This window comes from Roseomonas sp. KE0001 (assembly GCF_016107285.1).
GTDB lineage: Bacteria > Pseudomonadota > Alphaproteobacteria > Acetobacterales > Acetobacteraceae > Pseudoroseomonas.
The window spans coordinates 145,385-167,647 of sequence record NZ_RCVQ01000004.1 but is presented as its reverse complement, the minus strand read 5'-3'; the positions used below and the strand labels follow the sequence as shown (position 1 = coordinate 167,647).

The 22,263-nt window shown below is 71.6% G+C and carries 19 protein-coding genes; 6 read left to right on the top strand and 13 right to left on the bottom strand.

Annotation, left to right across the window (positions count from 1 at the left end; genetic code table 11):
- Positions 1-27 precede the first annotated feature (27 nt).
- The 3 genes from D9598_RS10075 to pncA are packed head-to-tail and all read left to right on the top strand — an operon-like array spanning position 28 to position 4,959.
- Positions 28-3,360, top strand: coding sequence for an ATP-binding protein (locus D9598_RS10075; RefSeq protein ID WP_198366339.1), 3,333 nt, complete (start codon positions 28-30; stop codon positions 3,358-3,360).
- Positions 3,357-4,280: a response regulator gene (locus D9598_RS10070; RefSeq protein WP_198366338.1), complete on the top strand. Its 924-nt coding sequence runs from the start codon at positions 3,357-3,359 to the stop codon at positions 4,278-4,280. Before D9598_RS10075 ends, D9598_RS10070 begins: the two co-directional genes overlap by 4 nt.
- A 34-nt stretch (positions 4,281-4,314) precedes the next feature.
- Positions 4,315-4,959, top strand: a complete 645-nt coding sequence (gene pncA / locus D9598_RS10065) for a bifunctional nicotinamidase/pyrazinamidase (protein WP_198366337.1) — start codon at positions 4,315-4,317, stop codon at positions 4,957-4,959.
- A 27-nt stretch (positions 4,960-4,986) separates the two neighbouring features.
- On the opposite strand, the gene D9598_RS10060 is transcribed toward pncA, so the two are convergent.
- The 8 genes from D9598_RS10060 to D9598_RS10025 form a co-directional block, all read right to left on the bottom strand.
- Complete coding sequence (locus tag D9598_RS10060; protein ID WP_198366336.1) at positions 4,987-5,829, bottom strand: fumarylacetoacetate hydrolase family protein; 843 nt, start codon at positions 5,827-5,829, stop codon at positions 4,987-4,989.
- A gap of 62 nt (positions 5,830-5,891) precedes the next feature.
- Positions 5,892-6,641, bottom strand: a complete 750-nt coding sequence (locus D9598_RS10055; protein ID WP_198366335.1) for an SDR family oxidoreductase — start codon at positions 6,639-6,641, stop codon at positions 5,892-5,894.
- Positions 6,642-6,680: 39 nt separating this feature from the next.
- A complete protein-coding gene (locus D9598_RS10050) occupies positions 6,681-8,462 on the bottom strand; it encodes an IlvD/Edd family dehydratase (RefSeq protein WP_198366334.1) in 1,782 nt (593 codons plus the stop codon).
- 95 nt (positions 8,463-8,557) lie between these two features.
- On the bottom strand, positions 8,558-8,797 hold the full coding sequence (locus D9598_RS10045) for a hypothetical protein (RefSeq protein WP_198366333.1): 240 nt from the start codon (positions 8,795-8,797) through the stop codon (positions 8,558-8,560).
- 48 nt (positions 8,798-8,845) lie between these two features.
- Positions 8,846-9,046 (bottom strand): hypothetical protein, encoded by a 201-nt coding sequence (locus D9598_RS10040; protein ID WP_198366332.1) that lies wholly within the window; start codon positions 9,044-9,046, stop codon positions 8,846-8,848.
- 208 nt (positions 9,047-9,254) lie between these two features.
- Positions 9,255-9,461 (bottom strand): cold-shock protein, encoded by a 207-nt coding sequence (locus tag D9598_RS10035; RefSeq protein WP_198366331.1) that lies wholly within the window; start codon positions 9,459-9,461, stop codon positions 9,255-9,257.
- Between the two features lie 198 nt (positions 9,462-9,659).
- Positions 9,660-10,715: an alpha/beta hydrolase gene (locus D9598_RS10030; protein ID WP_198366330.1), complete on the bottom strand. Its 1,056-nt coding sequence runs from the start codon at positions 10,713-10,715 to the stop codon at positions 9,660-9,662.
- 102 nt (positions 10,716-10,817) lie between these two features.
- Positions 10,818-11,123 (bottom strand): hypothetical protein, encoded by a 306-nt coding sequence (locus D9598_RS10025; protein WP_198366329.1) that lies wholly within the window; start codon positions 11,121-11,123, stop codon positions 10,818-10,820.
- 198 nt (positions 11,124-11,321) lie between these two features.
- Here D9598_RS10025 and D9598_RS10020 point away from each other — a divergent pair, with 198 nt between their 5' ends.
- Both D9598_RS10020 and D9598_RS10015 read left to right on the top strand, forming a co-directional pair.
- Entirely contained in the window at positions 11,322-12,668 is a 1,347-nt protein-coding gene (locus D9598_RS10020; protein WP_198366328.1) for an MATE family efflux transporter, read from the top strand.
- A 68-nt stretch (positions 12,669-12,736) separates the two neighbouring features.
- Positions 12,737-13,747, top strand: a complete 1,011-nt coding sequence (locus D9598_RS10015) for an asparaginase (RefSeq protein WP_198366327.1) — start codon at positions 12,737-12,739, stop codon at positions 13,745-13,747.
- 37 nt (positions 13,748-13,784) lie between these two features.
- Here D9598_RS10015 and D9598_RS10010 read toward each other — a convergent pair whose 3' ends face one another.
- Together D9598_RS10010 and aspS are read right to left on the bottom strand one after the other, a co-directional pair.
- A complete protein-coding gene (locus D9598_RS10010; protein ID WP_198366326.1) occupies positions 13,785-14,669 on the bottom strand; it encodes an EipB family protein in 885 nt (294 codons plus the stop codon).
- Between the two features lie 92 nt (positions 14,670-14,761).
- The gene (gene aspS, locus D9598_RS10005; RefSeq protein ID WP_198366325.1) at positions 14,762-16,564 is read right to left on the bottom strand and encodes an aspartate--tRNA ligase; all 1,803 of its coding nucleotides are present in this window, start codon (positions 16,562-16,564) and stop codon (positions 14,762-14,764) included.
- Positions 16,565-16,728: 164 nt separating this feature from the next.
- Here aspS and rnd point away from each other — a divergent pair, with 164 nt between their 5' ends.
- Positions 16,729-17,913 (top strand): ribonuclease D, encoded by a 1,185-nt coding sequence (rnd, locus tag D9598_RS10000; RefSeq protein ID WP_198366324.1) that lies wholly within the window; start codon positions 16,729-16,731, stop codon positions 17,911-17,913.
- A 108-nt stretch (positions 17,914-18,021) separates the two neighbouring features.
- Here the strand turns inward: rnd and D9598_RS09995 are convergent, their stop codons facing one another.
- Genes D9598_RS09995 through D9598_RS09985 form a run of 3 tightly spaced genes read right to left on the bottom strand, consistent with a single transcriptional unit; the run spans position 18,022 to position 22,262 of the window.
- The gene (locus D9598_RS09995) at positions 18,022-18,498 is read right to left on the bottom strand and encodes a DUF805 domain-containing protein (protein WP_232477100.1); all 477 of its coding nucleotides are present in this window, start codon (positions 18,496-18,498) and stop codon (positions 18,022-18,024) included.
- A gap of 19 nt (positions 18,499-18,517) precedes the next feature.
- A complete protein-coding gene (locus D9598_RS09990) occupies positions 18,518-19,996 on the bottom strand; it encodes a Ppx/GppA family phosphatase (RefSeq protein WP_198366586.1) in 1,479 nt (492 codons plus the stop codon).
- Between the two features lie 55 nt (positions 19,997-20,051).
- Positions 20,052-22,262 (bottom strand): RNA degradosome polyphosphate kinase, encoded by a 2,211-nt coding sequence (locus tag D9598_RS09985; protein ID WP_198366323.1) that lies wholly within the window; start codon positions 22,260-22,262, stop codon positions 20,052-20,054.
- Between the last annotated feature and the right edge of the window lies 1 nt (position 22,263).

Sequence of the window (22,263 nt, the reverse complement as noted above, 5' to 3'; positions counted from 1 at the left end):
CCCGGCGGCGCGAGGACGGGCCCCCGCATGGCGACACGCCAGCGCATCATGCGCATCCGGCGCGACTACAACCGCTGGGTCGCCGACGAGACGATGGAGGATTACGCCCTCCGCTTCACCGCCGAGAGCGCCCGGAAATGGTCCGCCTTCCGCGTCGCCAACACGGCGCTGGGCTCGATCTCCTTCCTCGCCCTGGAGGCCATCGGCGGCGCGCTGACGGTCGCCCATGGCTTCGTCAACAGCGTCTCCGCCATCCTCTTCGTCTCGGTGGTGATCTTCCTGGCCAGCCTGCCGATCTGCCTGCACGCCGCCCGCGCCGGGGTGGACATCGACCTGCTGACCCGCGGCGCCGGCTTCGGCTATATCGGCTCCACCATCACCTCGCTGATCTACGCCAGCTTCACCTTCATCTTCTTCGGCATCGAGGCGGTGATCCTGGCGGACATGCTGGACAGCTTCTTCGGCGTGCCGCTCTGGCTCGGCTACCTGCTCTGCGCCGCCGTCGTGGTGCCCCTCGTCACCCACGGCATCACCTTCATCAGCCGGGTGCAAACCTGGACCCAGCCGGTCTGGCTGGTGCTCAACATCCTGCCGCTGATCGCGCTGATCCTGGCGCATCCCGACTGGCTCGCGGGCTGGACGGCCTATGCCGGGGAGAACGGCCGCGCCGGCTTCGACCTGCTGGCCTTCGGCGCCGCCGCCTCGGTGCTCTTCGCGCTGATCACCCAGACCGGCGAACAGGTGGACTACATCCGCTTCCTCCCCCCGCGCGCAACGCAGCGGCGCTGGGTCTGGTGGGGCGCGCTGCTGGCCGGCGGCCCGGGCTGGATCGCCTTCGATGTGCTGAAGCTGCTGGCCGGCTCCTTCCTGGCCTATGCCGCGCTGCGCTCGGGCCTCTCCGCCGCGCAGGCGGTGCAGCCGGCCGAGATGTACCGCCTCGCCTTCGGCGTGCTGATCGCCTCGCCGACCCTGGTGCTGGCGGTGACCGCCATCTTCGTCGCGCTGTCGCAGATCAAGATCAACGTCACCAACGCCTATGCCGGCTCGCTGGCGTGGTCCAACTTCTTCTCGCGGCTGACGCACAGCCATCCCGGCCGCGTGGTCTGGCTGGTGTTCAACATCGCCGTCGCCCTGCTGCTGATGGAGCTTGGCGTCTACAACACCATCGAGCAGGTGCTCTTCGTCTATTCCAACGTCGCCGCCGCCTGGATGGGGGCGCTGGTCGCGGACCTCGCGATCAACAAGCCGCTCGGCCTCAGCCCGCCCGGCATCGAGTTCAAGCGCGCCCATCTCTACGACGTGAACCCCGTCGGCGTCGGCGCCATGCTGCTCTCGGTCCTGGCCTCCTTCCTCGCCTATTACGGTTTCCTGGGCGCGCTGGCGCAGGCGATGTCCACCTTCATCGCCTTCGGCGTGGCCTTCGCCGCCGCCCCCGCCATCGCCTGGGCCACGGGCGGGCGCTTCTACCTGGCGCGCCGGCCCCGCGCCGCCTGGGCGGCGCGCCCGATGCTGACCTGCGTCATCTGCGAGCATGACTTCGAGCCCCGCGACATGGCCTATTGCCCGGTCTACACAGGGCCGATCTGCTCCCTCTGCTGCTCGCTCGACGCCCGCTGCGGCGATGGCTGCAAGCCGCATGCGCGGCTTTCCTCGCAGATCATGACGCCGCTGCGCGCCCTGCTTCCGGCGCCGCTCCTGCGCGGCCTGGCGACGCCGGTCGGCGCCTTCATGGTGGTCTTCCTGCTCTTCGTTGCCACCATCAGCCTGGTCTTCCTCGGCATCCGGCTGCAGTCGCGGCCCAGCGCCGACCTCGACGCCGCCTTCTGGAAGGCCTTCTTCGTCCTCGTCGTCATCGGCGGCATCGTCGCCTGGACGCTGGTGCTGGCGCATGGGAGCCGCAAGGTGGCGCAGGAGGAGACGCGGCGGCAGACCAGCCTGCTGATGAGCGAGATCCGCGCCCACCAGCGCACCGACGCGGCGCTTCAGGAGGCGAAGGAGGCGGCCGAGGCGGCGAACCTGGCCAAGAGCCGCTATGTCATCGGCATCTCCCACGAGCTGCGCTCGCCGCTCAACGCCATCCTGGGCTATGCGCAGCTGCTGGAGCGCGACGCCGCCATCCCCGAGCGGCGGCGCGACGGGGTGCGCACCATCCGCCGCTCGGGCGAGCACCTGGCGGCGCTGATCGAGGGGCTGCTCGACATCTCCAAGATCGAGGCCGGGCGTATCGAGCTCTACCGCGACGCCGTGCGCCTGCCGGAGTTCCTCGACCAGATCGTGCAGATGCTGCGCCTCCAGGCCGAGGCCAAGAGCATCGCCTTCACCTTCGACGCGCCGCCGCGCCTGCCGGACATCGTGCACACCGATGAGCGGCGGCTGCGGCAGATCCTGATCAACCTGCTCTCCAACGCCATCAAGTTCACCCGCCAGGGCGGCGTCACCTTCCGGCTGCGCTTCCGCTCCGAGGTAGCCGAGTTCGAGGTGATCGACACCGGCATCGGCATCGCGCCCGGGGATCTGTCGCGCATCTTCGAACCCTTCCAGCGCGGCGGCAATTCACACGCGCCCTCGACACCCGGTGTCGGCCTCGGCCTCACCATCACCAAGACGCTGACCGAGGTGATGGGCGGCGAGGTCTCCGTCACCAGCCGGCTCGGCGAGGGCAGCCGCTTCCGCGTGCGCCTGCTGCTCTCGGGCAAAAGCGCCCTGCCCTCCGAGGTGGAACGGCCCGTCACCGGCCGCGCCGATGCGGCGACACGGCCGCTCCGCGTGCTGGTGGCCGATGACGATGCCGCGCACCGCGCCCTGATCTCCGACCTGCTGCAACCGCTCGGCTTCCAGCTCCGCCTCGCCGCGGACGGGGCCGAGGCGCTGGCCCTGGCGGAGGAGGAGGCGCCGGATCTCTTCCTGCTGGATATCGCCATGCCGGGCATGACCGGCTGGGAGCTGGCCCGCCGGCTGCGCGAGGCGCAGGGGCGGCGCGCGCCGATCGTCATGATCTCGGCCAATGCGCTGGAGCTGGGCCCCGGCGGCGAGGGCCGGCACCATGACGACGTGCTGCCCAAGCCGGTCTCCCTCACCGCCCTGCTGGAGAAGATCGGCCTGCTGCTCGGCATCACCTGGACCTTCGCCGACACGCCGCCGCCGCGCCCCGCCGCCGCCGGCGCGCGGCTCACCCCGGCCCAGGCGGCCAGCCTGCGCCAGCTCGCCGCCATCGGCTATGTCGGTGGCCTGCGCGAACGGCTGGACGCGCTGGAGGCCGAGGCGCCCGAGGCGGCGCCGGCCATCGCCGAGCTGCGCGGCTACATCTCGGAGTACCGGCTCGACGCCTTCCTGGCGGCCCTGCCGGAGGAGGAGGCATGATCGAGCGCCGCGACATCGTGCTGGTCGTGGATGACGCGCCCGGCACGCTCGGCCTGCTGAACGACACGCTGGAGGGTGCCGGCTACATGGTGCTGGTGGCGCAATCCGCCGCCGCCGCCCTGGCCGTGACCGAGCGCATCACCCCCGACATCGTGCTGATGGACGCGATGATGCCCGGCATGGACGGTTTCGAGGCCTGCCGCCGCCTGAAGCGCCGGCCGAGCCTGATCTCCGTGCCGGTCATCTTCATGACCGGACTGACCGAGAGCGAGGACGTGGTGCGCGGCTTCGATGCCGGCGGCATCGACTACGTGATCAAGCCCGTGGTGCCGGACGAGGTCCTCGCGCGGATCAGCGCGCACCTGGCCAATGCCCGGCTGACGCGCAGCGCGCATGCCGCGCTCGATGTCGCCGGCCGCTTCCTGCTGGCGGTGGACCGCGAGGGGCTGGTGCTCTGGGCCACGCCGCAGGCCACCGCCCTGCTGCGTGCCGCCCTGCCGCCGGAAGAGGCCGGCGCCGGGGACATCGCCCCCGGCCCGGCGGGCCCCCGCCTCCCCGGTTGGCCGCCGCTGGCCGAGGGCGAGGCGCCGCGCCTCGGCCCGGTGGCGCTGGCCGACGGGCGGCGGCTGGAGTTCCACCATGTCGGACAGATCGCCCCGGACGAGTTGCTGCTGCGCGTCACCGCGACCGATCCGGGCCGCGCCGAATCGGTGCTGCGCGAGCGGCTCGGCCTGACCGCGCGGGAGGCCGAGGTGCTGCTCTGGCTCGGCCGCGGCAAGTCGAACCGCGACATCGCCGAGATCCTGGTGATGAGCCCGCGCACGGTGAACAAGCACCTGGAGGGGATCTTCGCCAAGCTCGGCGTCGAGAACCGCGCCTCGGCCACGGCGCTGGCGGTGCGGGTGCTCGACGGGGGGTGACCGCCCGCCGGGCCTTGTGGCAGGCTGCGCCGCCATGCCGACCTCCAGCCCCTTCACCAGCGCGCCCACCGACCTGCTGCTTGTCGTCGACGTGCAGCCGGACTTCATGCCCGGCGGGGCGCTGCCCGTGCCGGAGGGCGACGCGGTGCTGCCGGTCATCAACCGGCTGATGCCGCGCTTCGGCAATATCGTCGCGACCCAGGACTGGCACCCGGCCGACCATGCCTCCTTCGCCAGCCAGCACCCCGGAAAGGCCCCCTTCGAGACCGTCACCCTCTCCTACGGGGAGCAGGTGCTCTGGCCCGATCACTGCGTCCAGGGCACGCCCGGCGCCGCGCTGCATCCGGCGCTGGAGACGCGCGGCATCCAGATGATCCTGCGCAAGGGCGTCCGGCGCGCCATCGACAGCTATTCGGCGTTCCGCGAGAACGACCGACGCACGGCAACGGGGCTGCACGGCTATCTCCAGGCCCGTGGCATCACGCGCCTCTTCATCGCCGGGCTGGCGCGGGGCTACTGCACCGACTTCAGCGCCGAGGACGCGGCGGAGCTGGGCTACGCGGTGGTGCTGATCGAGGATGCCTGCCGCGGCATCACGCCGGAGGCGACGGCGGAAGGGACGCGGCGGCTGCGCGCGAAGGGTGTGCGCTTCCTGCGAAGCGACGCGCTCGCCGGTTAGCGGAGGGGGGAGGCCCCCCTCCCGCCGTCAGCCCGCCACCGTCTTCTGGTTCTGCTCGCCCAGCCCCTCGATGCCGAGGCGGATCCTCTGCCCCGCCTTCAGGAAGACCGGCGGCTTCTGCCCCATGCCGACGCCCGGCGGCGTGCCGGTGGTAATGACATCGCCCGGGTGCAGCGTGATGAAGTGCGACACGTAGGAGACCAGCTTGGCCACGCCGAAGATCATCGTGCGCGTCGAGCCGTCCTGGTAGCGGTGCCCGTCGATCTCGCAGAACATGGCGAGGTTCTGCGCGTCCGGCACCGCGTCCTTGGTCACCAGCCAGGGGCCGAGCGGGCCGAAGGTGTCGGCGCCCTTGCCCTTGTCCCAGGTGCCGCCGCGCTCGGTCTGCCATTCGCGCTCGGAGACATCGTTGCAGATGGTGTAGCCGGCGACGAAATCCATCGCCTCCGCCTCGGAGACGTTCTTCGCCTTCTCCCCGATGATGACGGCCAGCTCGACCTCCCAGTCGGTCTTCACGCTGTCCTTCGGGATGACGACGTCGTCATCGGGCCCCTGGAGCGCGCCGAGCGACTTCAGGAAGATGATCGGCTCCTTCGGAATGGCGGCGCCGGTCTCCGCCGCGTGGTCGGCGTAGTTCAGGCCGATGCAGACGAAGTTCTTCATCCCCGCGACCGGCGGCCCGAGGCGGGTCGATCCGGACACGGCCGGCAGGGCCGAGACATCAAGCGACGCCAGCCTGGCCAGGCCCGCGGCCGAAAGCGCCTCGCCCGCCAGGTCGGGAATCTCGGCGGAGAGGTCGCGGATCGTCCCGGCATCGTCGAGCAGGCCGGGCTTCTCCTGGCCGGGCGGGCCATAGCGCAACAGCTTCATGGTGCAGCGTTCCCCTTGACTGCGCCCGCGAACGGCGGGGCGCACGATCAGACAAGACCAGTTCAGTTCGTCCAGCCACCGTCGATGACGATGGCCTGCGCGGTGACGAAAGCCGATTCGGGCGCCGAGAGATAGAGCACCAGCTCGGCGATCTCCTCCGGCGTCGAGAGCCGGCCCATCGCCTGGCGCGCGACGAAGGCCGCGCGCGCCGCGTCCAGCCCGCCCGCCGCCGTGGCGTTGGCGGCGATGCGCTCGCCGAGCGAGGGCGTGTCCACCGTGCCGGGGCAGACGCAGTTGCAGCGGATGCCTCTGGCGACGTAATCGGCGGCGACGCTCTTGGTCAGCCCCACCACCGCCGCCTTGGTCGTGCCATAGACGAAGCGATTGGCGACGCCCTTCACCGAGCCGGCGGCGGAGGCCATGTTGACGATGGCCCCGCCCCCCTTCTCCAGCATGCCGGGCAGCGCCGCCCGGATCACCTTCCACTGCGCCCGGACGTTGAGCGCGAAGGCGAAGTCCCATTCGGCGTCGGTGCAGCTCAGCACGTCGTTCTGGTGCACGAAGCCCGCGCAGTTGAACACCACGTCGAAAGGGCCGTTCGCCAGGATGGTGGCCTCCACGGCGGAATCGTCGAGCACGTCGAGCGCGAGCGCGGTGATGCCGTGCGCCGCCAGCCCCTCGAGCTTGGCGGCGTCGCGGTCCGTGGCGACCACCGCGGCGCCCTCGCGCGCATAGGCGAGCGCCGCGCAGCGTCCGATCCCCTGCCCCGCCGCCGTGACGAAGCAGCGCCTGCCCTGCAGCCTTCCGGCCATCCTTCCTCCTCCCCGCCGCGTTTCAACGCCTGCCGCGCTTCAATGATTGTGCCGGCTCTCGCCGCGCGTCTCCAGGATGTTGAGATAGAGCGTCGCCGGCTCCAGGCAGCCGCCGGTGCCGAGCTGCCCGACCATGGAACGGTAGATCTCCTCCCATGGCGTCTTGTGCTGCAGCTTCGGCGGCGTCCAGGCGGCGCGGCGGGCCTCCAGCTCCTCGGCCGGGATGAGCACGTCCACCTTGCGGGTCTTCAGGTCGATGCGGATCGGGTCGCCCGACTTCAGCAGCGCGAGGCCGCCGCCGACGGCCGCTTCCGGCGAGACGTTGAGGATGGAGGGCGATGCGGAGGTGCCGCTCTGCCGCCCGTCGCCCATGGTCGGCAGGCTCTGCAGCCCCGCCTTGATCATGGCGCCGGGGGGCTGCATGTTCACCACCTCGGCGCTGCCCGGATAGCCCACGGGGCCGCAGTTGCGGATCACCAGCACGGTGCGCTCGTCCACGCCGAGATCGGGGTCCTCGATGCGGTCGTGGTAGTCCTCCGGCCCCTCGAAGACGATCACCTTGCCCTCGAACACGTCCTCCGGGTTGGAGAGGAAGCGCTTGCGGAACTCGGCGTCGATGACGCTGACCTTCATCACCGCGCTGTCGAAGAGATTGCCCGAGAGCACGACGAAGCCGGCCTGCTCCTTCAGCGGCTCGGCATAGGGGCGGATGACCTCGCGGTCGGGCAGCGGAGCGCGCTTCAGGTCCTCCGCCAGCGTCTGCCCGGTGACGGTCTTCACGCCGGTATGCAGCTTGCCGGCATCGGCCAGCTCCTTCATCACCGACTGCACGCCGCCGCCGCGATAGAACATCTCGCCCAGGAAGCGACCGGCGGGCTGGCAATCCACCAGCAGCGGGACCTCGGCGCCGATGGTCTGCCAGTCTTCCGTGGTCAGCGCCACGCCCATGTGGCGCGCGATGGCGACGAGGTGCGGCGGGCAGTTCGAGGAGGCACCGATGGCGCTGGCCAGCACGATGGTGTTCTCGAAGGCCTCGCGCGTCATGATGTCGGAGGGGCGCAGGTTCTCGCGCACCATGTCGACGATGCGCATCCCCGTCGCATGCGCCATCTGCCCGCGTTCGCGATAGGCGGCGGGGATGGAGGCGCAGCCCGGCAGCGACATGCCGAGCGCCTCGGCCAGCGAGTTCATGGACAGCGCCGTGCCCATGGTGTTGCAGTGGCCGACCGAGGTGGCCGAGGAGGCCACCATCTGCATGAAGCCGTCATAGTTGATCTCGCCGGCGGCGAGCAGCTTGCGCGCCTCCCAGACGATGGTGCCGGAACCGGAGAGCCGCCCCTTCCAGTGCCCGTCCAGCATCGGCCCGCCGGAGAGGACAATGGCGGGGATGTTCACCGTCGCCGCGCCCATCAGGCAGGCGGGGGTGGTCTTGTCGCAGCCCGTGGTCAGCACGACGCCATCCAGAGGATAGCCGTGCAGGATCTCGACCAGCGACAGATAGGCCAGGTTGCGGTCGAGCGCCGCCGTCGGGCGCTTGCCGGTTTCCTGGATCGGGTGGATGGGGAATTCCAGCGGGATGCCGCCAGCGTCGCGGATACCGGCCTTCACCCGCTCCGCCAGCGCGAGGTGGTGGCGGTTGCAGGGGGCGATGTCGCTGCCGGTCTGGGCGATGCCGATGATCGGCTTGCCCGACTGAAGCTCGCCGCGCGTCAGGCCGAAATTCAGGAAGCGCTCGATGTAGAGCGCCGTCATGCCCGGATCCTCCGGGTCATCGAACCAGCGCTGGCTGCGCAGCTTGAAAGGCTTCTTGGTCTGATCCATGGCGTCCGGTTCCGCTTCTCCCGCTGGGGTGAAGCGTCCGTCGCGGCCCTCGCTATGTCAATCGTGGGCTGGAGGGGCGTGGGCTGGAGGCGGAATCAGCGCCGGGGCGGCTTGGCGGGCTTGGGCTGCGGCGAGCGCTGCAGCGTCGCGATCACCGGCCGGGGCAGGCCCGAGGCCTTGGAGATCTCCTCGTCCTGCGCCTCGATGTAGCGGCGCGCCGGCAGGTCGCCGTCCAGGCCGCCAAGCAGCTCCGTCGGGACCTTGCGGTTGGAGCGCCGGCTGCCATCCTCGTACTGGACGTCGAAAAAGACGTAGGTGCCGTTCTGCTTCGCCATGCCGCGATATCCTGCCATGCCACGGGCCATCATGGCCCCGGCCAGGGCCTATCGCTCCTCGCGGCCGGAGGTTTCATCCTCCGCGTCGAGTGTGACGGGTTCGCCGAGATCGGGGTCCAGCCCGGCGTCGATCGCGGCCTGGCGACGGGCGCGCTCGGCCTCGCGCCGCTGCGCCTTGGCCTCGGCCTTGTCCTGCTTCGAGCGGTTCCGGTCAGCCCGGGCAAGGCCGTAATTGGGGGTGCGTGCCATGGTCGCGTCTCCGCTTTGGCGCCCGGTATCCTGACGGCACCATGACGCGGCCGGAAACCGGCCCGCGGGGGCGACGCGACGATCCGGGAAGAGGTACGCCCAGGGGTGGATGCCACCCGCGCGGGGCGGAAGAGAACCGGCCACGCCACCGGTCGGCGGCGGGCCGGAGGGTCGGGCCGGGCCAGCTCTGCCCCGGCCCCTTCCAGGCTCAGACCTGCTTCAGATTGCCGGCCGAGAGGCGGCCCTCACGGCCCCGCTGCATCTCGAACTCCACCCGCTCGCCCTCGTTCAGGCCCTGCAGGCCGGCGCGCTGGACGTCGGAGATGTGCACGAACACATCCTTCGAGCCGTCTTCCGGCTGAATGAAACCAAAACCCTTGGTCGGGTTGAACCACTTCACGGTACCGATGGGCATCGCGGTGCTCCGTCAGAATGCGTTGCCACCGCGCAACATGCACGGCGGATCAACTTCGAATGGGAACGGGCACCAGGCACGCAGTGCCCCACCCCGAGGGGCGGGGATAGGCGAGCTGGGACAGCAAGCCGAACCAAAACAGTCGACACCTGCAATGTAGGGGCGCCCGGGGCGATCCACAAGACAATTCCCGCCCCTCTATCCGGGCCCGGCCTCCTCCAGGAACAGCTGCACCGCCTGGAACAGGGCGCCGCGGTTGCGCTCCAGCATGATGCCGTGCGTCCCCTCGCCCAGCAGGACGAGCCGCTTGCCCGGGCTGCGCGTCAGCAGGGGAAACAGCGCCAGGGCCATGGAGGGGGGCGTGTCGCGGTCCCATTCCGCCAGCACGATCAGGGTGGGGGCGGTGATGGCGGCGGGGTCGTACCAGGGCCGGCCGGCCTGCCAGAAGGCCCGGGAATCCGCCAGCACGCCGTTCGGCGCGCGCAGCACCGAGGGCACCTCCCGCATGCCCTCCGGATCGGTCGCGAAGGTCGCGTCCGCCCAGTGCTCGTACCAGCCCGCGGGGAACAGGGCACCGCGCCGCGCCTCAGGCACGCCGTTCAGCCACCGCTCGCGCGCCTGCGCCCGGGTGACGCGACGATAGGCGCCCAGGGCCTCCGCCGCCCCCGCCGCCGCCGCCGGACTCGGCCCCTCGCGCAGCCATTGCGGCGCGTAGAGCACGAGCCGCTCGACCAGCGCCGGATTCTCCGCCGTGAAGCGCGCCATCAGCGAACTGCCCCAGGACCAGCCGAGATGCACCAGCTTCGGCACGCCTCGCCTTTCGCGGATGAAGGCCGCGGCGGCGGCGATGTCGCGCAGCGCCACCTCGCCCGGGGTCAGCGGCGCGGCGCCCTCCGCCGGCTGGGCCATCGCCGCCTCGCGCGTCGAGCGGCCATAGTTCCGCAGGTCCAGGCACCAGACGTCGAAGCCGCGCGCGGCCATGTAGTCCATCCAGGAGAGGCCGCCGAGCGGCAGGTCGAAGCCGGTGCTGGCCGGATAGGTGGCCCCGTGCACGCAGAGCACGGTGCGGTCCGGCCGCGCCGGTGCCGAGGCCCCGCGCTTGTTGCGCAGATAGAGCTGGATGCCCGGATCGCCGCCCGGGACCAGCATCTCCTCGAAGGTGACGCCGGCCGGCTGCGCGGCGGCGGGATGCGGGCCGCGCAGCGACGGCGCGGCCAGGAGCGCGGGGGCGGCAAGCACGGTACGGCGAAGCATGGCACAGACCTCCCGAATCGGCCGCCTCTCCGGGGGCGGTCGTGTGGCGCAGGCTAGAGCATCGCCGGCGGGACCGGGGAGCCCCGACGCGGCGCGGGTGCCTCAGGACTGCTCGTAGCGCGTGTCGAGCCAGGTATGGATGGCCTGATAGGCCTCCGCCCTGCGGGGGAAGCGCCCGGCGTCATAGAGGCAGACCAACAGCCCGCGCGAGAGATGCTTGATCGGCACCTCCTCCAGCCGGACGGGGTTGCCGGCCTCGCGCAGCGCGTCCTGCAGGGCGCCGCAATGCCCCGCCACATGCGCGCCGGGCGGGACGAAGTCATGCTCGTCGGTCAGGAAGCCGGTCCGCGCCAACTCGTCGCCCGCGGCCCTGAGGAAATCCTTCGTCAGCAGTTCGCTCTCGGTCATGTTCGGTGTCTCCTTCTGGCCGTCGGGGAAGCCCGCGATCACAGGCTAACGCCGCAGGCACGACAGGGGCTGCCTTCGCCATGGACACGGGAACGTCGCGAGCCTTCGCCTCAATCCTGTGCTACTCGCCCACGCATTATGCAGACGACTCCGAAGCCCCCCCGCCCGCGCGACAGCTGGGCGGGAGAGGCCCGCGCCATGCTGGCGCTGGCCTGGCCCCTGGCGCTGACCAACCTGTCGCAGATCGCGCTGGTGCTCACCGACACCTTCTTCCTGGGCCAGCTGGGCGAGATCCCGCTCGCTGCGGCCACGCTCGGCGGCAACCTCTACTTCATCGCCATGTCGCTGCCCTTCGGCCTCGCCTTCGCCGCCTCGGCCATGCTGGCGCAGGAGCGCGGTCGGGTGACGCGGCATATGCGGGAGATGCGGCGCACCGTCCGTCAGGCCTTCTGGCTGATCGTGCCGATCTTCGTCCTGCTTGGCTTCGGCCTCTGGCACACGGGCGCCATCCTGCTGGCCAGCGGACAGGACCCGGACCTGGCCGCCGCGGCCCAGATCTACAACCGCGCCTTCCTCTGGGGCATGCCCTTCTTCTTCGGCTTCATGCTGCTGCGCGGCTTCCTGGCGGCGCTGCAGCGGCCGGCGCCGGCGCTCTGGATCTCCGGTGCCGCGATCCTGCTCAACGGCCTGCTCGACTACGGGCTGGTCGCCGGCGGCCTCGGCATGCCGGCGCTCGGCGTGCTCGGCGCCGGCATCGCCTCGGCCACCGCCAATGCCAGCATGTTCCTGGGCCTGGCGCTCTGGATCGGCCTGGACCGGCGGCTGTCGCGCTTCCGCCTCGCGGGCCGCTTCTGGCGCGCCGACTGGCGACGCATGCGCGAGATCGTGCTGGTCGGCCTGCCCATCGCCGGCTCGATGCTGCTCGAGATCGGCATCTTCAGCGCCACCGCGCTGGTGATGGGCTGGTTCAGCCCGCGCGCCGTGGCGGCGCATGCCGTGGCGCTGCAGGTGGCCAGCGCCTGCTTCATGGTGCCGATGGGCATCGGGCAGGCCGCCACGGCCCGCGTCGGCCTCGCCACCGGGGCCGGCGACGCCGCGGGGGCCTGGCGCGCCGGCTGGACCGCCATCGGCCTCGGCGCCGGCTTCATGGTGCTGACGGCGCTGCTGCTGCTGACGTTGCCGGAGGCCATCGCCGGCCTCTTCCTCGCCGCCGATCTGGCGGAGACGCGCGCCCTCGCCGTCACCCTGCTGATGATGGCCGGCCTGTTCCAGCTGGCCGACGGGGTGCAGGCCGTGGCCGCCGGAGCCCTGCGCGGGCTGAAGGACACCCGCATGCCGATGCTCTTCGCCGCCCTCGGCTACTGGGGGCTGGGCCTGCCGATCGGCCTCGGCCTCGGCTTCCCCGCCGGCTGGGGGCCGCTCGGCGTCTGGATCGGCCTGGCCTCGGGGCTGGCGATGGTGGCGGTGCTGATGACGCTGCGCTGGTCCCGCATGGCGCGGCGGGGCGGCCTGCGGGCCCGCCACCTGGCACCGCGCCCGGCCTGACGCCCTCTTCCGGCCCCGCCCCGTCCGGCCTACAGCTTGGCTCTGTCTCCGCAGCCAGGATGCCGGATATGACCGCTACCGCCCCCAAGCCCAAGGTCGCCTTCATCGGCACCGGCGGAACCATGGCCTCGCTCGGCCGCGATCCGCTGGACATCCAGGACTACGGCGTGCTCGGCAAGGTCATGGAGGCGGAGGAGATCCTGGCGCGGGTGCCGGAACTCGCCATGGTCGCCGAGGTGGTGGCCCGCCCCTTCAGCGCCCTGATCTCCAGCCGGATCGGCTTCCGCAAGTGGCAGGGCATGGCGCGGGAATGCGCCCGCGCCGTGGCCGAGATCCCGGACCTCGCCGGCATCGTCATCGGCCATGGCACCTCCTCGCTGGAGGAGACCGCCTATGCCCTCTCCCTCGGCCTCCGGGTCGCGGTGCCGGTGGTCATGGTCGGCGCGCAACGCCCGGCCTCCGGCCTCTCCACCGACATGCCGATGAACCTGCTGAACGCCGTCCGCACCGCGGCCAGCCCGGAGGCGCGCGGCCTCGGCGTGCTGACCCTGCTGAACGACGAGATCCACGCCGCGCGCGACGTCTCCAAGACCTCGACCTGGCGGATGCAGACCTTCCGCACCCCGGATTTCGGCGCCCTCGGCCAGGCGGATGGCGACCGGGTGGTGTTCTACCGCAAGCCGCTGCGCCGCGCCGCGCCGGACACCGAATTCGACCTGGCGGGCCTGGCCGCCCTGCCGCGGGTGGACATCGCCTATTCCCACGCCGATGCCGACGGCACGGCGATCCGCGCCTTCGTGGCGGCCGGCGCCCGGGGCATCGTCAGCGCCGGCTTCGCGCCGGGCGCGCCCACCCCGGCCGAGGCCGAGGCGCTGGCCGAGGCGGTGAAGGAGGGCGTGGCCGTGGTGCAATCCACCCGTGTCGGCAGCGGCCGCGTGGTGCGCGGCCACAGGATGCGCGAGGGCGGCATCCTGGCGGCCGACAACCTGACGCCGCAGAAGGCGCGTATCCTGCTGGCCTATGCGCTGACCGTGACGCGCGACCCGGCGGAGATCGAGCGGATCTTCGCGACCTACTGAAGGCGCCGGGGTGTCGGGGGCTCCCCGGCGCCGGACCTCAGCAGGCGGCCGGCACCGGGTCCAGGCTCTGCATCAGCGCGTCCACGGCGAAGTCGCCGAAATCCATCTTCATCTCGTCGGCCACGCCATTGGCGAAGTAGCGCAGCCCGACCTCGTATTCCGGCGCGCTGGCGCCTGCCGCCGCCTCGCGGGAGAAGAAGGCGATGCGCATCCGGGCGCTGTCCTGGCCCTTCAGCAGGGCGAAGCGCGGCTCGGCGAGCGGCTTCGTCCAGGGCGAGAGCAGGGTGGTGCTGTCCTGCGCGCCGTCCTCGCTGGTGCCATCGAAGAGCGGCGCCACCAGCATCCGCTGGCCCGAGCGCGCCATCTCGAGCGCCCGGATGGTGTGCGACATGGGCAGCAGCGTGCCGGGGGGCAGCGCCACCTGCTGCGCGGCCGGCGATTCGTAGCGGGCGGTGCCCCCCTTCTCGCCGTCCAGCTCGGCCTCGCCGGAAATGCGCTGCGTCACCGCCCCCTGCGCCGACTGCGTCAGGGTGTAGCGCAGGCGCCGGCCATCCTTGCTCTCCCAGGTGGAGTAGTCGGAGGCGGTCTCCACCGTCTGGCCGGCGCGGTCGATCACCGTGAGCTGCAGGCGCTGGCGCGTGGTCCAGCCGTCGCAGGCGTCCAGCACCTCGAAGAGCATGGCGCCATCGGCCTGCACCACCTCCCTCCCCTGCCGCGCCCTGTCGAGCGACAGGCGGTAGGCGGCACGGTGCGGCGCCATGGCCTCACTGCCGGGCAGAGCGGCGGCGGCGGCCGCCACGGCCGGTGGCTGCGCCGCCGCGGGGGCCGCGGGCAGGGCCGCCAGCGCCAGGGCCAGCAAGGCCGGGGCGGAGACGGGGGCGGAGAGGAAGGTGGCCCCGGCCAGGGCGTCGCTCAGCCGCATCTGCAAGTCCTTCTCGGGCTGGCCCGGCGGGGGTGCCGCCGGGCATCGTCAGGCAGGCCACGCGGCGGGTGCCGCGCGGGCGTCATGCAGAGTTAGGAAGCCTTCGGCACCGCGGCACCCTTGGCCGGCGGCAGATCGAGCTTGATGGACAGTTCTTTAAGCCGCGCCGGCTCGACCGGCGAGGGCGCGCCCATCATCAGGTCCTGCCCCTGCTGGTTCAGCGGAAACAGGATGACCTCGCGGATGTTCGGCTCGTCGGCCAGCAGCATCACCATGCGGTCGATGCCGGGGGCCGAGCCGCCATGCGGCGGCGCCCCGTAGCGGAAGGCGTTCAGCATGCCGCCGAAGCGGGCCTCGACATCGGCCGCCGTGTAGCCGGCGATCTCGAAGGCGCGGACCATGATGTCGGGGCGGTGGTTGCGGATGGCGCCGGAGGAGAGCTCGATGCCGTTGCAGACGATGTCGTACTGGAAGGCCTTGATCTCCAGCGGGTCCATCGTGTTCAGCGCCTCCAGCCCGCCCTGCGGCATGGAGAAGGGGTTGTGGCTGAAATCGACCCGCCCGGTTTCCTCGTTCAGCTCGTACATCGGGAAGTCGACGATCCAGCAGAAGCGGAACTCGCCCTCCTCGATCAGCTTCAGCTCCTCGCCCAGCTTCGTCCGCACCTTGCCGGCGAATTTCGGCGTCTCGTCCGCCTTGCCGGCGGCGAAGAAGACGGCATCGCCCGGCTTCAGGCCGCAGGCGCTCCGGATCGCCTCGACGCGGTCGGCTTCCAGGTTCTTGGCGATCGGGCCCTTCGGCCCGTCCTCGGCGAACTGGATGTAGCCGAGGCCGCCGGCGCCCTCGGCGCGCGCCCACTCGTTCAGCTTGTCGAAGAAGCCGCGCGGGTTGGCGGCGGCGCCCGGGGCCGGAATGGCGCGGACGATGCCGCCCGAGGCCACCACCCTGGCGAAGAGGCCGAAGCCGGATTCGCGGAAGCTCTCGGTGACGTCGGTGATCTTCAGCGGGTTGCGCAGGTCGGGCTTGTCGGAGCCATAATCCAGCATGGCGGTGTCATAGGCGATGCGCGGAAACGGCGCCTGCGTCACCTTGCGCCCGCCGCCGAACTCCTCGAACACGCCCTGCATCACCGGCTCGATCGCCGCGAAGACGTCCTCCTGGGTGACGAAGCTCATCTCGAAGTCGAGCTGGTAGAACTCGCCCGGGCTGCGGTCGGCGCGGGAGGCCTCGTCGCGGAAGCAGGGCGCGATCTGGAAGTAGCGGTCGAAGCCCGCCACCATCGCCAGCTGCTTGAACTGCTGCGGCGCCTGCGGCAGGGCGTAGAAGGTGCCGGGGTGGTTCCGCGAAGGCACCAGGAAGTCGCGCGCGCCCTCCGGGCTGCTGGCGGTCAGGATCGGCGTCTGGAACTCGGTGAAGCCCTGCTCGATCATCCGCCGCCGGATCGAGGCGATGACGCCCGCCCGCAGCATCATGTTGCGGTGCTGCTTCTCCCGCCGCAGGTCGAGGAAGCGGTACTTCAGCCGCAGCTCCTCGGGGAACTCCTGCTCGCCCGCCACCTGGATCGGCAGCACCTCGGCCGGGCTCTGCACCTCCAGCGCCTTCACCCGCAGCTCGATGGCGCCGGTCGGCAGCCTGTCGTTCACCGTGCCCGCCTCGCGCGCCACCACCTCGCCGGTGACGGTGATCACGCTCTCGGGCCGCACCGCGTCGGCCGCCGCGAAGACCTCCGAGCCGGAGGGAAAGACGCACTGGGTCATGCCGTAATGGTCGCGCAGGTCGATGAACAGCAGCCCGCCATGGTCGCGCTTGCGGTGCACCCAGCCGGAAAGGCGGGCGGTCTGCCCCGCGTCGCTGGCGCGCAGCGCGCCGCAGGTGTGGGTGCGGTAGGCGTGCATCGGTCGGTAAACCCCAGGCTGGATAAGGACGCGGCGTCAGTCGGAAAGGGCCGCAGAAGGGGCGCCGGGCGGCCCCCTGTCAAGGGCGAGTTGCGCCGCCTGGCGAATCGGTCCGGCCAGGGCCGGACTTTGCGCCGCCCGCGCGCTTCGCTAGAACGCTGACAATGAGCCGACGCAGCCAGGCCCAGGACGCCGACCCCGTCCTGATCACCCGTACCGAGGACCTCGCCGCGCTCTGCGCGCGCCTGCGCGAGGAGCCCTTCGTCACGGTCGACACCGAATTCATGCGGGAGAAGACCTATTGGCCGGAGCTCTGCGTCGTGCAGCTCGGCGGCGCCCGGGATGTCGCCGTGATCGACGCCCAGGCCGAGGGGCTGGACCTCGCCCCCCTCGGCGAGCTCCTGGCCGATCCGAAGGTCACGAAAGTGTTCCACGCGGCGCGGCAGGATGTGGAGATCTGCATCCTCCGCTTCGGCGCCCCGCCCCGCCCCCTCTTCGACACGCAGATCGCCGCCATGGTGGCCGGCTTCGGCGACCAGGCGAGCTATGACAGCCTGGTGCGCGGCCTCGCCAATGCCTCGATCGACAAGGCGCACCGCTTCTCCGACTGGTCGGCGCGCCCCCTCTCCGCCGCGCAGATCGCCTATGCGGCGGCCGATGTCACCCACCTCCGCCGGGTCTATACGGCGCTGGTCGAGCGCCTGACCGAGGAGGGCCGGCTCTCCTGGGTGGCCGAGGAGATGGCGGAGCTGACCGACCCCGCCACCTACCGCCAGGACCCGGAGAGCGCCTGGGAACGGCTGAAGCCCCGCAGCGGCAACCGCCGCTTCCTCGCCGCCGTGCGCGCCGCCGCCGCCTGGCGCGAGCGGGAGGCCCAGCGGGTGAACATCCCGCGCCAGCGGCTGGTGCGGGACGAGACCTTGCTGGAGATCGCCGCCACCAGCCCCGCCTCCCCCGCCGAACTGTCCCGCGCGCGGGGCATCAGCAAGGGCTTCGCCGACGGCAAGGCCGGGGCCGGTCTGCTGGCCGCGCTGGCCGCGGCCCGCGATTTGCCGGAGGCCCAACTGCCCGAGGCGCAGCGCGACAACCGCCAGGGTCCGCCGGCCTCGCCGGCGCTGATCGCGCTGCTCAAGGTCCTGCTGGCGGCCAAGGCCGAGGAGCATCATGTCGCCCCGCGCCTGATCGCCAGCAGCGACGAGCTGGAGCGGCTGGCCACCGAGGCGGAGCCGCAGATCCCCGCCCTGCATGGCTGGCGGCGCCAGATCTTCGGCCAGGCGGCGGTGTCGCTGAAGAGCGGGCGGCTGGCCCTGGGCGTCGAGGGCCGCAAGGTCAAGCTGATCCCGAGCTAGAGCGGAACCCGATCCGGTGGAATCACCGGATCGGGTGAGGACGCTCGAGAAAAACAGACGCTCCAGGCCGGGACTGCCGCGGGGCCTCGGCCGTGAGGGGGGGATCCGTCAGGCCGCCGGCGGCGCCGGCTCCAGAGGGTCGGGCCCATAGCGGTTGGGGCCGCGCTGGCCATCGCGGCAACACAGGCTGACGAAGACCCAGATCCAGCCCAGCACCGGTACCAGCAACAGCAGGCTCCACCAGCCGCTGGCGCCACGGTCGTGCCAGCGCTTCGTCATGCCGGCGAAGCCGGGCACCAGCAAGACCCACCACCAGAGACCCGAGAGGGGTCCTTGCAGCGTCAGCGTGGTGGCGTGGAGCCGATAGGTCCCCTCCAGCGCCGCACGGGCCGTCGGCACGATCTCCGGCCCCAGGCTCCGCGCGTTCCAGCCGAACAGCAGGATATCGGCCAGGATGGCGGCGAGCTGGAGCGCGGTCAGGGGCAGCACATAGGTCAGCCAGTAGCGGCCGAGCGGGATCCGGCCCCGGAAGCTGATCCAGTCTCCGAGCGCCCCTCCGAGCCCCCGGCCGATCCGCGCCATCATGACGCCCTCCGCCCGCGCCTCAGGCCGCCAGTTCCACCACCGCGGTCAGGCCGAGCGCCGCCGCCAGGGCCTCGACGCGGCGTTGCACACTGTCCCCGGCGAAGACGCCACCCCCCTGCACCAGCCGCAGGCGAAGCTCCTCGCCGGTCATCTCCAGCCGCGCCTCGCCCAGCAGCGCCGGCGTGCCGCCCGAAAGCGTATAGGCGAGGCGCAGCGCCGCCCCCAGCACCTCCGCCCGGCGCAGCGTCACGCTGTCCAGCAGGATGCGCGCCGTGGCCAGCCAGGGGGCGGCCAGCTCGGGCTCGTAGCGCAGCGCCACCACCAGGGCGAGAAAGGCGCGCTCGTGGTGGTCGAGGCCGATGCCCGGCTGGCGCAGCACGCGCAGGAAGGACTGCTCGGCGCGATAGTCCGGATGGTCGTGGCTGCCGATGTCGGACAGCCAGCAGGCGGCCTCGCGCAGCGCCGCCTCGGCCGGGCGCTCCTCGGGGAAGAGCGGCGCGGTCCAGGCGGCGAGCGCGAGGGGCAGGGCCGTGTCGCGCCCGTAGCGCGCCGCCATCTCGCGCCCGGCGGCCAGCAGCGGGTCCTCACGCCGCACCTCGGGCGCCAGGTGGCGGGCATACCAGCCTTCCCGCAGCCCGTTGGCGCTGAAGACGACGCGGCAGGCGCCGGTGGCGCGCAGCAGACGGCGCAGCGCCACGGCGGCGAAGGGCAGGTCCTGGAGCCGCTTGGAGGGAACCCCGGGCAGCTTCTCGAGGGTCCGCCGCGTCGCCGCCGCCACCAGGCCGCAGAGGTCGCGCGCCTCCTCCCGCCGCAGCACGTAGTGATGCACGATGGACAGCGGATAGGAGGTCTGCGCGATGTGGATCTTGGCCAGCGCGCGCCAGGCGCCGCCCACCAGGTAAAGGTCGCGGTCCTTGCCATGCGCCAGCCAGGGCAGCCGGCCCAGCTCGGCCTCGGCGATGCCGCGCGCCCGGCCGACATCGCCGCCGGCGCGGTCGGAGAGGCGGATGGCGCCGAGCGGCAGGGACTCGCTGGCCCCGGCGCGGCCCTGGGTCAGTTCCACCACCTCCAGCGAGCCGCCGCCGAGATCGCCCAGGATGCCGTCTGCCTGGGGAAAGCCCAGCAGCACCCCCTCGGCGGAATAGGCCGCCTCCTCCTGCCCGTTCAGGATCTTGACCGGCACGCCCGGCATCCGCTCGGCCAGGGCGGCGGCGAAGGCGGGACCGTTCTCGGCATCGCGCACCGCGGCGGTGGCCAGCACCTCCAGCGGCGCCGCCCCCATGGCGCGGGCCACGGCGTGGTAACGCTCCAGCACCATCAGCGCCTGCGGCACCGCCTCCTCGTTCAGCCGCCCCGTGGTCTGCAACCCCCGGCCGAGACCCAGGACCGCCTTCTCGTTGAAGATGGCGGCCGGGTTCCGCCCGCGCCCCTCGAAGACCACCAGACGCACGGAATTCGAGCCAAGGTCGACGATGCCGCAGCGGGCATCCGGCCCCATTCCCACGGCGGCGGCGATATGCGGCAGATCCAAACGCGGGCTTCCTTCTGTGGAGTCAGTCCTGGGAGACACGGTCCTGCCGCCGGCGCGCGCGGGCGGCGGTCCGCTGCAGGGCGCTGCCCCGGCCGGACAGCGACGGGTTGGTCATGAAATACTCGTGGGCGGACACCGGTTGCGCCCCCGGATGCAGGCGCCGCCAGGAACCGTCCGGCCTCAGCTGCCAGGATTGCTCGGTGTCCCGCAGATTGGTCACCATGATCTGATCGAGGATCTGCGCATGCACGGTCGCGTTCTCGACCGGCACCATGGTCTCGACCCGCCAGTCCATGTTGCGCGCCATCCAGTCGGCCGAGGAGATGAAGACCCGCGCCCGGCGCGAGGGCAGCCGGTGGCCATTGCCGAAGACCAGGATGCGCGAATGCTCCAGGAAGCGGCCGACGATCGACTTCACCCGGATATTGGTGGAGAGGCCCGGCACGCCGGGGCGCAGGCAGCAGATGCCGCGCACCACGCAGTCGATCCTGACCCCCGCCTGGCTGGCGCGGTAGAGCGCGTCGATCAGCTGCTGGTCGACCAGGGAGTTCATCTTGAGCCAGATCTGCGCCGCCTTGCCCTCCCGCGCGAAGGCGATCTCCTGCTCGATCAAACCGAGGATCGAGGGGCGGATGGTCAGCGGCGAGAAGGCCAGCTTCTCCATCGTCTCGGGGCGGGCGTAGCCGGTCATGTAGTTGAACAGCTTCTGCGCGTCCCGCGTCAGCGCCGGGTCGGCGGTGAAGTAGCTGAGGTCGGTGTAGATGCGCGCCGTGACGGGGTGGTAGTTGCCGGTGCCGAAATGCGCGTAGGAGCGTAGCGAGCCGCCCTCGCGCCGCACCACCAGGCTGACCTTGGCATGGGTCTTGAGATCGACGAAGCCATAGACGACCTGCACCCCGGCCGCCTCCAGCTCGCGCGCCAGCGCGATGTTGCGCTCCTCGTCGAAGCGGGCCTTCAGCTCCACCATGGCGGTGACGGACTTGCCCATCTCGGCCGCCTCGATCAACGCGCGGGCGATCGGGCTGACGCGGCTGGTGCGGTAGAGCGTCTGCTTGATGGCCACGACATTTGGGTCGCGCGCCGCCTGCCGCAGGAACTGCACCACCACATCGAAGGATTCGTAGGGGTGGTGGACGACGATGTCCTTGGCGCGGATCGCCGCGAAGCAGTCGCCGCCGAAATCCAGGATGCGCTCGGGGAAGCGCGGCGTATAGGGCGTGAACAGCAGATCGGGCCGGTCGTCGACGATCAGCTGCTTGAGGTCGGCCATGCCGAGCAGCCCGTCGACGACGAAGATCTCGGCGCGCGGCGCGTCCAGCTCCTCGACCACGAAATCCACCAGATCGGCCGGCATGCCGGCATCGACCGAGAGCTGGATGGCGCGGCCGCGCCGGCGCCGCTTCAGCGCGCTCTCATAGGAGCGGACCAGATCCTCCGCCTCCTCCTCGAATTCCACGTCGGTGTCACGGATCAGCCGGAACAGCCCCTGCTCGGCATTGATGAAGCCGGGGAAGAGGCGCGGCAGGAAGAGGGTGATCAGGTCCTCGAGCACGACGAAGCGGATCGGCCCGGTGCCGGGGGTGATCTGCGGCGCGTCATCGGCCGGCGGCAGGCGGACGAAGCGCTCGATCTGCGGCGGCAGCGGCAGCAGGGCGCGCATGGTGCCGCCATCCTCCTCCCGCACCAGCTTCAGCACCATGCAGAGCGCCAGGTTGCTGATGAAGGGAAAGGGATGCGCCGGATCGACGGCCAGCGGCGTCAGCACCGGGAAGACGCGCTCCAGGAACCAGCTCTCGAGCCAGGCGCGGTCCGCCTCCGACAGCTCCTCGATGCCGGCGACGCTGATGCCCGCCTCGCGGATGCGGGCGCGCAGCTCGCGCCAGGTCGCCTGCTGCTCGTCGATCAGCGCCGCGGCGCGGGCATGGATGGCGACCAGCTGCTGGCCCGGCGTCAGCCCGTCCGGGGAGGCCGGCAGGATGCCCGAGCGCTCCTGCCCAACCAGCCCGGCGACGCGCACCGAATAGAACTCGTCCAGGTTCGAGGCCGAGATGGCGACGAAGCGCAGCCGTTCCAGCAGCGGGTGCTGCGGATTGGCCGCCTCCTCCAGCACCCGGGCGTTGAAGTCCAGCCAGGAGAGCTCGCGGTTGATGAACCGCTCGGGCGAGGTGGCGATGGCGGCGGCCTCGGCGGGCGGTTCCGCATCGGCGGGGAGGGTGGCGTCTGGAGCGTCCATG